The organism is Acetobacterium sp. (assembly GCF_030652775.1).
Taxonomy (GTDB): Bacteria; Bacillota; Clostridia; order Eubacteriales; family Eubacteriaceae; genus Acetobacterium.
The window spans coordinates 25605-38534 of record NZ_JAUSPS010000076.1 but is presented as its reverse complement, the minus strand read 5'-3'; the positions used below and the strand labels follow the sequence as shown (position 1 = coordinate 38534).

14 protein-coding genes are annotated in these 12930 nt (G+C 44.7%); 4 read left to right on the top strand and 10 right to left on the bottom strand.

All coding sequences use genetic code 11. The features are described 5' to 3' along the window. Nucleotides 1–118: 118 nt before the first annotated feature. From Q7J41_RS14415 to glp, 5 genes are read right to left on the bottom strand one after another with little or no spacing between them, the layout of a single operon-like run. Nucleotides 119–556, bottom strand: coding sequence for an MOSC domain-containing protein (locus Q7J41_RS14415; protein ID WP_304889137.1), 438 nt, complete (start codon nt 554–556; stop codon nt 119–121). Nucleotides 557–575: 19 nt separating this feature from the next. Then, nucleotides 576–1073: a cyclic pyranopterin monophosphate synthase MoaC gene (gene moaC, locus Q7J41_RS14410; RefSeq protein WP_304889136.1), complete on the bottom strand. Its 498-nt coding sequence runs from the start codon at nt 1071–1073 to the stop codon at nt 576–578. A 1-nt stretch (nt 1074) separates the two neighbouring features. Beyond that, a complete protein-coding gene (moaA, locus tag Q7J41_RS14405; RefSeq protein WP_304889135.1) occupies nt 1075–2034 on the bottom strand; it encodes a GTP 3',8-cyclase MoaA in 960 nt (319 codons plus the stop codon). A 28-nt stretch (nt 2035–2062) separates the two neighbouring features. Beyond that, the gene (locus tag Q7J41_RS14400; RefSeq protein WP_304889134.1) at nt 2063–4003 is read right to left on the bottom strand and encodes a molybdopterin biosynthesis protein; all 1941 of its coding nucleotides are present in this window, start codon (nt 4001–4003) and stop codon (nt 2063–2065) included. Nucleotides 4004–4042: 39 nt separating this feature from the next. After that, nucleotides 4043–5266, bottom strand: coding sequence for a gephyrin-like molybdotransferase Glp (gene glp / locus Q7J41_RS14395; RefSeq protein WP_304889133.1), 1224 nt, complete (start codon nt 5264–5266; stop codon nt 4043–4045). A gap of 249 nt (nt 5267–5515) precedes the next feature. Between glp and Q7J41_RS14390 the strand changes: the two genes are divergently transcribed. Beyond that, nucleotides 5516–6190, top strand: coding sequence for a ThiF family adenylyltransferase (locus tag Q7J41_RS14390; protein ID WP_304889132.1), 675 nt, complete (start codon nt 5516–5518; stop codon nt 6188–6190). A 9-nt stretch (nt 6191–6199) separates the two neighbouring features. After that, nucleotides 6200–6703, top strand: coding sequence for a molybdenum cofactor biosynthesis protein B (locus Q7J41_RS14385; RefSeq protein WP_304889131.1), 504 nt, complete (start codon nt 6200–6202; stop codon nt 6701–6703). Nucleotides 6704–6841: 138 nt separating this feature from the next. Here the strand turns inward: Q7J41_RS14385 and Q7J41_RS14380 are convergent, their stop codons facing one another. Both Q7J41_RS14380 and Q7J41_RS14375 read right to left on the bottom strand, forming a co-directional pair. Next, nucleotides 6842–7063, bottom strand: coding sequence for a YdbC family protein (locus tag Q7J41_RS14380; RefSeq protein ID WP_304889130.1), 222 nt, complete (start codon nt 7061–7063; stop codon nt 6842–6844). Nucleotides 7064–7075: 12 nt separating this feature from the next. Beyond that, nucleotides 7076–7324 carry a glutaredoxin domain-containing protein gene (locus tag Q7J41_RS14375; RefSeq protein ID WP_304889129.1) on the bottom strand — a complete coding sequence of 83 codons (249 nt, stop codon included), beginning with the start codon at nt 7322–7324 and terminating at the stop codon, nt 7076–7078. Nucleotides 7325–7493: 169 nt separating this feature from the next. Here Q7J41_RS14375 and upp point away from each other — a divergent pair, with 169 nt between their 5' ends. Then, complete coding sequence (gene upp / locus Q7J41_RS14370; RefSeq protein ID WP_304889128.1) at nt 7494–8123, top strand: uracil phosphoribosyltransferase; 630 nt, start codon at nt 7494–7496, stop codon at nt 8121–8123. 87 nt (nt 8124–8210) lie between these two features. Continuing rightward, nucleotides 8211–9548 carry an APC family permease gene (locus Q7J41_RS14365; RefSeq protein WP_304889127.1) on the top strand — a complete coding sequence of 446 codons (1338 nt, stop codon included), beginning with the start codon at nt 8211–8213 and terminating at the stop codon, nt 9546–9548. Between the two features lie 155 nt (nt 9549–9703). On the opposite strand, the gene Q7J41_RS14360 is transcribed toward Q7J41_RS14365, so the two are convergent. Genes Q7J41_RS14360 through Q7J41_RS14350 form a run of 3 tightly spaced genes read right to left on the bottom strand, consistent with a single transcriptional unit; the run spans nt 9704 to nt 12810 of the window. Further along, nucleotides 9704–10867 (bottom strand): SpoIIE family protein phosphatase, encoded by a 1164-nt coding sequence (locus tag Q7J41_RS14360; RefSeq protein ID WP_304889126.1) that lies wholly within the window; start codon nt 10865–10867, stop codon nt 9704–9706. After that, nucleotides 10867–12570: a [Fe-Fe] hydrogenase large subunit C-terminal domain-containing protein gene (locus Q7J41_RS14355; protein ID WP_304889125.1), complete on the bottom strand. Its 1704-nt coding sequence runs from the start codon at nt 12568–12570 to the stop codon at nt 10867–10869. The genes Q7J41_RS14360 and Q7J41_RS14355 overlap by 1 nt, the downstream gene beginning before the upstream one ends. Beyond that, a complete protein-coding gene (locus tag Q7J41_RS14350) occupies nt 12571–12810 on the bottom strand; it encodes a (2Fe-2S) ferredoxin domain-containing protein (protein ID WP_304889124.1) in 240 nt (79 codons plus the stop codon). Nucleotides 12811–12930: the final 120 nt, after the last annotated feature.

Below are 12930 nucleotides of genomic sequence, written 5' to 3'. Positions count from 1 at the left end.
GTGCGGCAATAACATTTACTATTGTAACACTAAATTCTGATAATGCAATACACATTCGATCATTTTTTGTGATTTGTTCTGTCTCTGGAAAAATTTATGGTAAATGATTTTAATCTGATTACTCCACAACTTCGATGGTATCACCGGCTTTGATGGTGCCACCTTCCAAAATTATTGTAAAAATACCTTCTCGTGGCATCACACAATCGCCAACCTGTTGGGCAATTTCGCATCCAGCATGACATTCTTTACCGATCTGGGTCACTTCCTGAAGGGTTTCGCCGATTTTAAGCTTAGTCCCCACCGGCAGTTCATAGACACAGATTCCGGTGGTGGTGATATTTTCGGCAAAATTTCCGGCGCATAGTCCCGCTGCTCCCATGGCGATCATCTTATCAATGCTCTCCTGGCCTAACAGACTGACCTGCCGATGCCATTTGCCGGCATGGGCGTCATCCTCAAGACCAAAGTCCTTAATAAAATTCCCGACTGGAATCGGTTTTTTCATCACACCTTTTTTCTCACTGATATTAATTGCTATTACTTTTCCACTCATTACATTTCTCCTGTTAATTTTATTGATGTTTGGGATTTATAAACTCGCCGGATTTACCACCGGTTTTTTTAGCCAGATAGATTGCTTCGATGGTCATTTCTTTGTCGACCGCTTTGCACATGTCATAAATGGTCAGGGCGGCCACAGAAACCGCTGTTAAAGCTTCCATTTCCACCCCGGTCTGGCCAGTATTTTTAACCGTCGCTTCAATTAAAATCCGGGAATTCGGCTCATCGATTTCAAAGTCGATGTCGCTGCCGGAAATGAAAATATTATGGCACATTGGAATCAGATCAGCAGTCCGCTTAACGCCCATAATTCCGGCAACTTGAGCTACTCCCAGAACGTCCCCTTTTTTCATCTGTCCGGCGATGACTTTTTGCAGGGTCTCTTTTTTCATGGTGATGGCTCCCTTGGCAACTGCTACCCGATCGGAGCTTTTTTTCTCGGTGACATCCACCATTTTACTGCGGCCCGCTTCATTAAAATGGGTGAACTCTAATACTTCCTTGTCCATATCATCCTCCAATTTCGTTCATATTTCTTAGCAACTGTTTTTCATGTTCGTTGATATGATGTTTCTCCGGTTTTTCATTAATCGCCTGTAAGAGAATCTCTTGATAGGTCTTTCCGGATTGATGCAATGCCACCAGGTCAATTTCGTAGTCTGAATGAAGACAAGGTTTGATCTTGCCGTCGGTAGTAACCCGGATCCGGTTACATGCGCTGCAGAAATGTTTGCTGATGGGATTAATCAGTCCCACTCGGCCCTTGGCACCGGGCAGCTGATAATACTCTGCTGGTCCGGTTTTGTCCGGTTCCAGAAGCGGCATTAAAGCCGGCATTCTTTTTAACACCTCATCATTAGACAAGTATTTATTTTCCGCAAAACCACTGGACTCACCCAGCGGCATCAGTTCAATAAACCGGATATCGACGTCTTCCTCTCTGGTGTAATTCACAAAGGTTTCTATTTCATTGTCATTAAAACCCTTAATCAGCACCGTATTAATTTTAATAGGATGCATCCCCACTGCCTCGGCAGCGGCAATCCCCGCAAGAACATCTTCCAGATGGCCCCACCGGGTAATCTCATGAAATTTGACCGGATCAAAGGTATCCAGGCTGATATTCACCCGGTTTAAGCCGGCTGCCTTTAAATCTTTGGCGTATTTTGGCAAAAGAATCCCATTAGTGGTCATGGTCAAATCGTCAATTCCGGGGATTTCCCCGATTCTTCTGACTAAATCCACAATCCCATGGCGTACCAGCGGTTCTCCGCCGGTTAGCCGAATCTTATTGACCCCCAAGCTCACCCCGGCTTTTATCAGATCCAGAATTTCTTCAAAGGACAGATTTTTCTGATGGGGGTGTTTCTCAACCCCTTCTTCTGGCATACAGTAGACACATCTTAAATTGCATAAATCGGTGATGGAGATACGCATGTAATTTATTTTTCTTCCATAATTATCCTTCATCTGCTTCCTGCTTTCTCCCTTGTGATGTCTAGGGTTCGACTATTTCTCCCGGCTGTTCCAGTCCATATCCCCCCAGCCGCTTCAGGGCATCTTTAAATTCCTGGGATTTAAGCACCTTGATGAAAATCTGTACCCGGGGATCCCGCAGATTTTCTTTTAAAATAACAAAGTCATAGGCTTCATCGCCGATCGGGATAAAATCCAGTTCCATCATATTGGCGGCCGATAAAACCCCAATCCCAACATCGCAGGAACCGGATTTCACTGCCGAAGCTACCATCATATGGGTGTTCATTTCCCGACTATAACCCAAAACCTGATTGGCATCAAGTTGGGCTGTTTTTAATAAATAATCCAGCAGTACCCGGGTTCCCGACCCCCGCTGGCGGTTGACGAAGCTGATATCATCACGAATCAAATCTTCAATCCCCTGAATGTTTTTAGGATTACCTTTGGGGATGATCATCCCCTGGGTACGTTTGACCCCTTTGATCAGCACCACATCGTCGTCAGCGAGATAGCGTTTTAAGTAGGCCAGATTGTAAATCCCGGTTTCCTCATCCAAAAGGTGGATGGGAGCAATATGACATTCGCCTTTTTTAATGGCCATAATCCCACCTAAACTGCCCACATGAGCCGAAGAAAGGTTTACCAGTTTTTTATTTTTATGAATGATATTTGATATAATATCCATTAGGACATCGTGACTGCCAATCGAAACTAGGGTATTTTCAATTTCTTCTCGAGGCCGCATTAGAATCAGCTCGACCTCTTCGCCAACTTCATAGCCTTCCACATTTTTGGGGATCTTTAAAATCCCGTCGGCATTGACCAGTGACATCGTGACACCAGCACCCCGATCAAGCGGTGTTGCCACAAATTGATCATTCACCCGGCCACATTTCATCCGCACAAACTCCAAGTATTTCAGCGATGACATCAACCGTTTGGACAGCACCGCTTTGATAGTGACGCCTTCCACAAAGGTCTGGTGGTTAAATGCCAGTATCACGGGTTTCACAAAACTCTCAAAAACAAAGTAAGCCGATACTGGATAGCCGGGGATACCGATTACCGGCTTTCCCTGAATTAAGCCTAAAACCACTGGTTTGCCCGGTTTAATGGCCACCCCGTGAACCACCACTTCACCTAATTCTTCGATGAGCTTGCGAGTATAGTCTTCGGTTCCAGCCGAGGAACCAGCCGAAATCAGCACCATATCGTTTTCATCTACAGCTTTAATAATGGCGTTTTTGATCAGCTCATACTCATCCCGAACCGTCGGATAGCGCTGAGCTGCTCCTCCATACTCTTTAACAAGCCCAACAAACATATGCGTATTGGAATCCACAATTTTCCCCACTGCCATGGCCTCTCCGGCTTCAACCAGTTCAGTACCGGTGGGGATAATTCCAACTTGCGGTTTTTGCATGACTTCAATTTCGGTAATACCGCCAGCTAGCAGTGCCCCCAGATCGATCGGACGGATCCGATGAAAGGCGGGGATGATCAGTTCACCGGCAACAATATCTTCACCAATGGGACGGACATTCTGCCACAGGGAAACAGGATTGTTAACGCTTACCTCATCGTCGTTTTTTATAATGACATCTTCGATCATCACCACAGCATTGTAGGGATCAGTAATCACATCCCCAGTATCCACAAAATTAAAATCGTTTCCTTTGATCAGGATTTTGGGATGGCGTTCATCCACACCGATCATTTCCATCGCATCCACACAGATGCCATCCATCGCTGAGGCATTATAATATGGAGAAGAAATTTTCGCAAATACAGGCTCGCTGGTCACCCAGCCCTGGGATTCGATCACCGGTAACACCCGACCTTTTTCCTGAACTTTTTCAAAGGATAATAACGCCAGATACCTGGCGACCGCCACATCCAAATCTTCATTTTTTAAATATAAATTACGTTCATCTTTCTTCCCTATGTTTTCGGTATTCATTCTTCCCTCCATTTGTGATACGGTAATGGTCAATACTATCTAAAACATGGTGACTTCAACCCGATCCCCGATGTTTTTTCCTTCTTCGTTTTCGGTAATTTCAATGTATCCGTCCGAATAGGATAAGAGCGTAATCATCCCGGATTTGCCTTGGGTTGGTCGGACTTCTATTCCGTTTTCTGTTTCTTTGACAGACACGGTCTTAAAAGTGCGTCGTCCTGGCGCAGCATGGATATTTTCCATTATAACACCCTGCACGGTCTGATATTTAAAAGAATCCCGACCATAATACAGGTTCATAAATTCTTGAAGGACGATCATCATCACCATAATAGCTGCTGCCGGTTGGCCGGGTAAACCGATTACCGGTTTTTTATGAACAGTTCCTAAAATCGTCGGTTTTCCAGGTTTAATAGCCAGACCATGAAGGAGAACTTCGCCGAGTTCAGCAATGACCTTTACCGTGTAATCCTTTTCTCCCATGGAACTCCCCCCAGAGAGAATGACCATATCACCATTTTTCAAACCGTTTTCAATGGCTTCCTGAATCTCCTGAAGATTATCTCTAGCATAGGATGTCGCAACTACATCAGCACCCAGTCGCTTTGCCACCGCAGCCAATGCTGGCGTATTGATGTCAATCACTTCCCCTGGTTTAGGTCTCTCACCGGGGCGGATAATTTCGTCCCCGGTGGAAATGATGCTGAGTCGGGGGCGTTTAAAAACTTCAATTTGAAGGTAACCCAAAGCTGATAAAACGCCAATATCTTGGGGTCTTAACAAATGCCCGCTGGAAAAAACCTGTTCCCCGTTTCTGATATCATCACCAATCAACATCATATTCTCATTGGCTCCGGCATTGATATAAATTGCCAGGTCTTTTTCGCCCAGTTTTTCAGTATATTCGATCATAATCATCGCTTCAGTACCTGAAGGTACCATCCCCCCAGTTGGAACGTAGACGGTTTCACCCTGACTGAGGCTAAGTGTTGTTTGCTTGCCCATCTGGACTTCTCCGGTTATTCTCAAAAATCCCGGTATCGCATTAGATGCACCTTGAACGTCGGTAAGCTTCACCGCATAACCATCCACCACTGATCGATCAAAATGAGGAACATCCATGGTAGATATAATATCTGCTGATAATACCCGACCCAAACCATTGCTGATATCAATGGTTTCATTCTCTAAACTTAGGTCTTTAAATGTCTCATTGATAATTTTTTTCATCTCATCAATGGTTTTTACCTTCAGCAACTCCATTTTTTCTCCTTGTATATTGAAAACCATTGTAAATACTAAGTTTTCATTTGATTTTTTATTTACTATAATCTGTCTAGACGCTATGGATTAGTGGTTTCTCCTTACCGATCAAATTTCATCATTTTTTGTCTACCTTCTATTCTAACGATTTTTGTCAGAAAAAACAATATCAATTCAAGACTTTAATTATTCGTTAAAAATTGTTATACTGGTGTTAATTGTTATATTGGGATACGAGGAGGTGGCACAATGTCACGTTATGAACGAAATTTTCCAGCTTTTTCTGCCAAAGAATTTGAACTCATCCAACATGCAACGGTTTGTGTGGTAGGCTGCGGCGGTTTGGGCGGCTATATTATCGAAATGCTAGCTCGAGTCGGGATTGGTTCCCTGATTTTGATTGATGGTGATGTTTTTGAAGATTCCAACCAAAATCGACAGATTTTTTCCACCGAAAAAAATCTGGGTACTCCCAAGGCTAAAGCGGCAGCGGCCCGGGTTAAGTTGATTAATAAAGATGTAACAACCACTTATTATCACGATTTTCTGGACGAAGAAAATGGCTCCGCCCTGATTGGCGCAGCCGATCTGGTGGTGGATGCCTTGGATAATGTGCCCGCCCGGCTCACCGTGCAAACCTTATGCAAAGAAAAGGACATCCCTTTAATCCACGGCGCAATTGGTGGCTGGTTCGCCCAGATCACCACCGTTTTCCCGGAAGACGATACCCTGTCTCGCCTCTATGCCGGCGAAAAAGAGTACGACTCCAAGGCTCTGGGCAACCCCTCTTTCACCCCAGCGCTGGCTGCTTCGCTGGAAGTTTCCGAAGCCTTAAAAGTCCTCACCGGGAAAGAAGAAATATTGCGGAACAAACTTTTATATATCGATTTATTGGCCAACGACTTTTTTACATTTAATATTTAGGAGGATCTTATGTATCGAACTGGAATAATGACCTTAAGCGATCTGGGCTCAAAGGGTCAACGGGAAGACAAAAGCGGCCCAATGATAAAGACGATGCTGGCAGAAACCAAACTCTATGAGGTCGTCAAAACCATCATCCTGCCGGATGATCTAGAAACCATCAAAGCGTCCCTGATTACCTGGGCTGATGATGATCAGCTGGATCTGATTCTGACCACCGGCGGCACTGGTTTTTCGCAGCGGGACTGGACCCCGGAAGCCACCATTGCCGTCTGTGACCGGATGACCCCCGGGATCCCTGAAGCAATGCGTTACCATAGCCTGCAGATCACCCCTAAAGCGATGCTCAGCCGCAGCGCCGCCGGCATCCGCAAGCAAACCCTGATTATCAACCTCCCCGGCAGCCCCAAGGCTGTCAAAGAAAACCTCGAAGCCATTCTCCCCGCCCTGGACCACGGCCTTGAAATGCTCTTAAGCACCGGTTCCGCCAATTGTGCCGAACCGATTAAATAACCACGATTCCGCTCCGCTCCATCTTTGATTCATAGGCAGTCGCCAACTACAAGCAAGCTTGTGATTGGCGACTGCCTTCACGCAAAACAGCGTATCTCACTATCTGGTGAGATACGCTGTTTTTTACTACATCTTTTGCTAAAGTTCCATCCCGTTTAAGATATCACGCAATTGGACCAGCTCATCGGCGGTCAGTGTGATTCCCTTCCGCATTTTTTCGTGGTCAACATTCCAATCCCGAATATCATATTTGGGATCCCGTTCGTTCCAGCTCACCAGATTCAGTTCTTTCTGCCATCCGCTGGGTAATTCGCTGAGAACACCGATTTCTTCTACAACCTTAAATGTTATTGCTGCCATCTTAACCTCACCTTATAATAACTCATCAAGTTTACCGCTAAACTCGATTTCTTTAAGTTCCGAAAAACCGCCTACAAATGTCTCTCCAACAAAGACAAAAGGCACAGTATAATGACTTGTCTGTTCCTGCAATTGACGGCGGGTCTCCGCATCATTGTAAATATCAATTTCCGTATACTTCAACCCCTTGTCATCCAGAAGTTGTTTGGCGGCTCGGCAATATGGACAGTGGGCCCAAGTATATAATTTAATTTCTTTCAATTTTCAGGTCACCTTCCTTTTTAAAATTTATTTAATGCTTAAATTTAATCGTATTATTTCATTTTAACCCTAATTTCCCAAGTGTCAACAAATAATTCTTAAATAATTGTAGAATTATTCAGTCAATTATCGTATTATTAATCTAATAAACAATAAAAGGAGATTACCCATGCAAAATGTAACCATAGTGGATCACCCACTTGTCATGCACAAATTAACCCACCTTCGCAAGATGGAAACCCCTTCCCGGGAGTTTAGAGAACTGGTGAAGGAACTGTCCAGCCTAATGGCCTGGGAGGTTACCAAACATTTTCCGCTTAAAGAAATTGAAATCGAGACCCCCATCTGCAAAACCACCCAAAAAGTTCTGGCCGAAAAAGATGTGGTCATTGTCCCTATTCTACGGGCAGGTTTGGGAATGGTGGAAGGCTTTACCAATATTATCCCCAAGGCCAAAATCGGTCATATCGGCTTATACCGAGACCCCGAAACCCTTCAGGCGGTAGAATATTACAAAAAACTACCTTCTGACATTGCTGAAAGAGAAGCAATTATTGTCGACCCGATGCTGGCCACCGGGGTCTCCGTGATTCACACCATTCGCCTTTTAAAAGAAGCCAATTGCCCCAATATCAAGGTGGTTCATATTCTGGCCTGCCCCGAAGGTATTAAAGCCGTCACCACCGCTTATCCCGAAATCCCTATTTTTTGTGCTGCCATTGACGATCACTTAAATGACCATGCTTACATTGTGCCTGGTTTAGGCGATGCCGGCGACCGGCTTTTTGGTACAAAATAAATCCCAAAATCATTTTTTCGGCAATAAAAAAGAAATCACACCAAGGCTTTTCCTTAATTGCCGGAAATCCTAACCCTGGAGGTTGCCATGCAAAAGTCACGATACAATTTATTTACCGCCATCGCTCTAATTGTTGGCGTGGTTATCGGTTCTGGTATTTTTTTCAAAAGCGATAATATTCTCATCGCCACCGGCGGAAGTGTTGTTTTAGGTATTCTGGTCTTTGTCGTTGCGGCCATCAGTATTGTCTTTGGCTGTTTAACCATTGCCGAACTGGCCGCCCGAACCGATCGGCCCGGTGGCGTTCTTTCTTATGCCAAAGAATTTATCAGCCCCAGCATGGGTTCGGCCTATGGCTGGTTTCAAACCTTTATTTATTTACCGACCATTACCGCCATCCTGGCCTGGGTTTCCGGCATCTACTTCTGTATCCTCTTTAATATCGAACAAACTCTGGAAATTCAGATATTAGCAGGAATCGGCTGTTTTCTGGTGCTTTATGCCACCAATATTTTTTCCGCCAAAATCGGCGGGCATTTCCAGAGTGCCGCCATGGTCATCAAACTGATTCCGCTGGTGATCATCGGTTTTGCCGGTTTGCTATTTGGTGGCACTGGTGAATATTTCACCAGTGCGGCGGTTTCAGAAATTGGCTCGACCGGCTGGATTGCGGCCATTGCACCAATTGCTTTTTCATTTGATGGCTGGATTATTTCCACCTCAGTAGCCTATGAGATTAAAAACAGCAAACGGAATCTGCCGCTGGCGCTGGTTATCAGCCCGCTGATTATTCTGGTTCTGTATATCATTTATTTTGTGGGGATTTCCAATCTGGTGGGACCTACCGAAATTATGAACACCGGTGATGCCCATCTTGATTTTGCGGCCAACATGATTTTTGGTTCCAGCGGCGCAAAAATACTGATGCTGTTTGTTTTTATCTCGGTGCTGGGAACCCTCAATGGCCTGGTGATGGCGATGATCCGGATGCCCTATGCTTTAGGACTGGACCAGATGATCCCCAAATCCAGGGCTATGACGACGATCTCCTCACGGTTTGATTTTCCGGTTAATTCAGCGTTTTTGGCGCTCTTGATTGTCGGTTTCTGGTTAACTGTCCATTATTTTTCCCAGAAATACACCCTGTTCCCTAATTCCGACATTTCCGAAATCGCCATTGTAACCAGTTATCTGCTGTATCTGGGTCTGTATTACAAGGTTTTTGTCTTATGGAAAAAAAAGGAAATCAAAAGCGTCTTCAGAGGACTGATCTGTCCCATTCTGGCTTCTCTCGGTTCGCTGATTATTTTCTCCGGCGGTATCCAGAATCCCTTATTTGGACTTTATTTTGCTATCTGCGCCGTTGTTTTTGGAGCCGGGTACGCTTATTACCATTATGGCGTCTTGAAAAAACAAACGAAATAAAAAATATTTTTTTTATTTTTGTGTTAATTAAAATATTTTGGGTAAATAAGTTATATAGCTTTTCTCCTCAAAGCATATTATTTAGAAGCGGAGCACCCTCACCGGGGTGTTCCGCTTCTCTTTTTGCTCGATTATTATCTTTGAACTACTGTCTATTAAACATAGATGATATTAACTTCTTTATTGATGCTACGCAGCATATCGATGAGTTTCTGAGTCACCCGCCATTTGGTGGTGAGTTCCTCGGGAAAGTCCGGGTTTTGATGAGCCGGATTAATGGAATTCCCCATAATCAAATCAATGGTGGTGCATTCGTTCATTAAAATATTCGCCAGCATTGAGGCGCCGTTTTTTTCGTGAAAGATTTCCCGGCCACAACGATTATTCATATAGTCGTCACAAATCCGCAAGGTTTCCTGAAGGGTCAGTACCCCTTCTGTCACTAAATCAATCCCTTTAATTGTGGCAATCGGCGGCACCCGGTCTGACATGGTGGAAAAGTCAACCGTAATTTCTTCCCCGAATTCCCGGGCGACAATATTGGCTGCCGTCCCGCCACAAACAATTTTCTTGCCCCGAGCCCGTTCCAGCAACCGTTTAATCTCGGCATCCTTTTCCTGATCCAGCGGCGGTCCAGAAAAAATGGTGATGTATTTTCGTTCTTCAACCTTAATCACGGCCACGGTGGTATCATCCCCTGGTTCTTCACCATAGAGATTATAGCAGGTATCCACCAGCGCCATCGAAATCTCCTTGGCCTTTTTATTCTCGTAGGATCGAGCTAAAATGTAATCCGACGCCTCTTCCCATTGCCATCCGAAATTTAACAGATGACCGATGCCGGCATGAATCACGCCGTCACTGAAAAAAGCCATAATATCACCTTTTTCAATTTCCTTGGTGGTTTCATAAACAGATTTTCCCTGGAATTCGATTTCTTTCCGCTCCAATGCAATGATCTCGCCATCCCGGATAAACACCAGGGGCGGGTTATCAAATTCCAAAATATAGGCCATCCGGTTCCTGAAAACCTGAACAATCGTAAAGGTGGAATAGGCCATATGGCGGACGCTGCATTTTGGCAGCGTCGCTTCCAGCGTTTCTAACACATCCATGATCCCCATTTTTTCTTCCAGCATGGTGGCCGCAATGGTAGAGGTCAGAGTGGCCAGAATATTAGCTTTAACCCCGCTGCCCATGCCATCAGCCAGCACCACAATGACGCTTTCATCATTAATTCGCACTTCCACATTATCGCCGCAAAGCTCTTCATGAACCTTGTTGACACTATCGCTGGCAATATCCATAAATAAAGGCATTAAAGTTCAACCTCCCGACTGGTCACGACTTTCTGGAGTTTGGTCAGCGTCACCTTGGTTTCAGCCGTGGTTTCTCCCAGTAGCCCGGCGATTTCATGGGCAACTCGCATTTGCTTATCAATAACCCGTTGCGCCATTTTCAGGGTTTCTTCCTGGATTTTCTGCATGTCCTGTTCCTGCTTTTCCTGCCTGGAGATATCAATAAAAATGCCCATATATAATTCCTGTTCTGGAATATAGGTTAAGATCTCCATAAAGGTTCGGTTTTCTTTTTCATACTGGCCTTTCCCGGTATAGGTATTCCCCCGGTCATGATCCAGTTTTCGGAAGGGGTTATAATCCAGGGCATCAACAAAATTGTAGCGCATCACATCTTCCTTTTTCATATTAAAAAGGCGTTCGGCGGCGGCATTAAACTCAATGATCCGGAACTTTTTATCCAGCACCGCAATGGCGTTGGGGGTAGTCGTGATAATCAGATTGGAAATGGCTTCGGTTTTACTGGTGATCAGTGGCAGGCACATATCCATTTCTGCCATATTCCAGTACACCGCTCTGGCTTTATCGCGACATGTTTCATAGCCGCAGGTGCCGCAATTCAGCTCATCCCGTTCAGTGAATTTGGACATCTGGTTTAAGATTTTTTCCAGTTCATCCTCAGGCACTTCGCCCAGATGATGAACCGGCCGTTTGTGGAAAGACCGTATGGTATCCATCTGGGGAATATCGGCGGAGGGCTCCTTTTTACTGTTCAGGTCGATATAGGTCTGCAGCATTTCCACCTTTTCATATTTTGACAGAGGGCTGTGAATATTTCCCGGGCCATTAACACAGCCCTCTTCACAGGCATTCATTTCAATCCAGTATTTCTTGTCCAGCTGATGAATTTCATCCAGGAAATCCATGCAATCCTTAACTCCGTCGATGCGCAGAATTTTCCGGCTGCCGTCCAGATTTTCGACGCTGTTTTTAGCCAGCCCCCCGGTAATCGGATACAGCCGTCCGGTGTTGGTGCCGATTGCGTTAAATTCTTCCATCGGCATTTTGCTGGGTAAGATATTTTCCTCTTTGATCCATGCATCGATTTCATCAAAAGTCAAGACTCCGTCAATGATACCGCGGACATCTTTATCATGGACTTCCATTTTTTTAGCCAGGCAGGAACCTGCGTAAACAATTTTGGCATCCGGATATTTTTCCCGGAGAATCATGCCATGGGCAATCATCGGCGAAACCTGTCGGCTCAGAGATGACAAATACTGTGGATAATAGATTTCGATCAGGTTTTTAATGGCTGCACAGGATGACGAGATAACAAACTTTTTATCGCTGCGATACTCATCAGCGTAGGCTTTGGCCACTACCTCCGCCCCGATGGAGGTTTCCTCAATAATGGTAAAACCCAGTTCCCGAAGAATCCCCAGATATTGTCGGGGATGCTCCAGATAATAAGCCGTCGGGAATACTGCTGACAAACTCAGAACCACCTGTTCTGTTTTCAGCCATTCCTTAATGGTTTTGACATCACTGTGGATTTCTTTGGCGTTATGGGGACAGGTTGCAATACAGACCCCGCAACCAATGCACATAGACTGAATAATCTGGGCGTGTTTGTCCTTCAGCTTAATGGCCTTCACCGGACAATTCCGGATACACTTATAACAATTACGGCATTTATCTTTTGAAAAATTGATAATACTCAATTACTTTCCCCCCAATATTTTTTCGAAGATTTCTTCGACATTTTCAACTGAAACAGCGTAGATGATGTCGTCACATTCCACGGCCACACCCTCAGTACATTTGCCCATGCAAAATGACCCCACCAGTTCAACCTCATTCTTTAGTTCCCGCTGATCAATGAGCTGATTCAAGGCCTTGACCACCTTATACGATCCATTTACATGACACGAACTGCCAACACATATTCTTATTGTCTTCATCACATTTTCCTTTTTAAAAAATAATCTAAATAACTCTGATTGGTTCATGGTATCATCAGATTTTTTGTCTGTCAACGGCTAGGCAAAAATGTCATGGTTAAAAGGCTTTAAAAAAAAGCA

What these genes read in the sequence shown, in the direction of transcription:
- moaA (WP_304889135.1), bottom strand. Translation starts at nt 2,034, where the DNA reads ATGAAGGATAATTATGGAAGAAAAATAAATTACATGCGTATCTCCATC.
- Q7J41_RS14415 (WP_304889137.1), bottom strand. Translation starts at nt 556, where the DNA reads ATGAGTGGAAAAGTAATAGCAATTAATATCAGTGAGAAAAAAGGTGTG.
- glp (WP_304889133.1), bottom strand. Translation starts at nt 5,266, where the DNA reads ATGGAGTTGCTGAAGGTAAAAACCATTGATGAGATGAAAAAAATTATC.
- Q7J41_RS14360 (WP_304889126.1), bottom strand. Translation starts at nt 10,867, where the DNA reads ATGCCTTTATTTATGGATATTGCCAGCGATAGTGTCAACAAGGTTCAT.
- Q7J41_RS14350 (WP_304889124.1), bottom strand. Translation starts at nt 12,810, where the DNA reads ATGAAGACAATAAGAATATGTGTTGGCAGTTCGTGTCATGTAAATGGA.
- Q7J41_RS14400 (WP_304889134.1), bottom strand. Translation starts at nt 4,003, where the DNA reads ATGAATACCGAAAACATAGGGAAGAAAGATGAACGTAATTTATATTTA.
- Q7J41_RS14365 (WP_304889127.1), top strand. Translation starts at nt 8,211, where the DNA reads ATGCAAAAGTCACGATACAATTTATTTACCGCCATCGCTCTAATTGTT.
- upp (WP_304889128.1), top strand. Translation starts at nt 7,494, where the DNA reads ATGCAAAATGTAACCATAGTGGATCACCCACTTGTCATGCACAAATTA.
- Q7J41_RS14385 (WP_304889131.1), top strand. Translation starts at nt 6,200, where the DNA reads ATGTATCGAACTGGAATAATGACCTTAAGCGATCTGGGCTCAAAGGGT.
- moaC (WP_304889136.1), bottom strand. Translation starts at nt 1,073, where the DNA reads ATGGACAAGGAAGTATTAGAGTTCACCCATTTTAATGAAGCGGGCCGC.
- Q7J41_RS14380 (WP_304889130.1), bottom strand. Translation starts at nt 7,063, where the DNA reads ATGGCAGCAATAACATTTAAGGTTGTAGAAGAAATCGGTGTTCTCAGC.
- Q7J41_RS14390 (WP_304889132.1), top strand. Translation starts at nt 5,516, where the DNA reads ATGTCACGTTATGAACGAAATTTTCCAGCTTTTTCTGCCAAAGAATTT.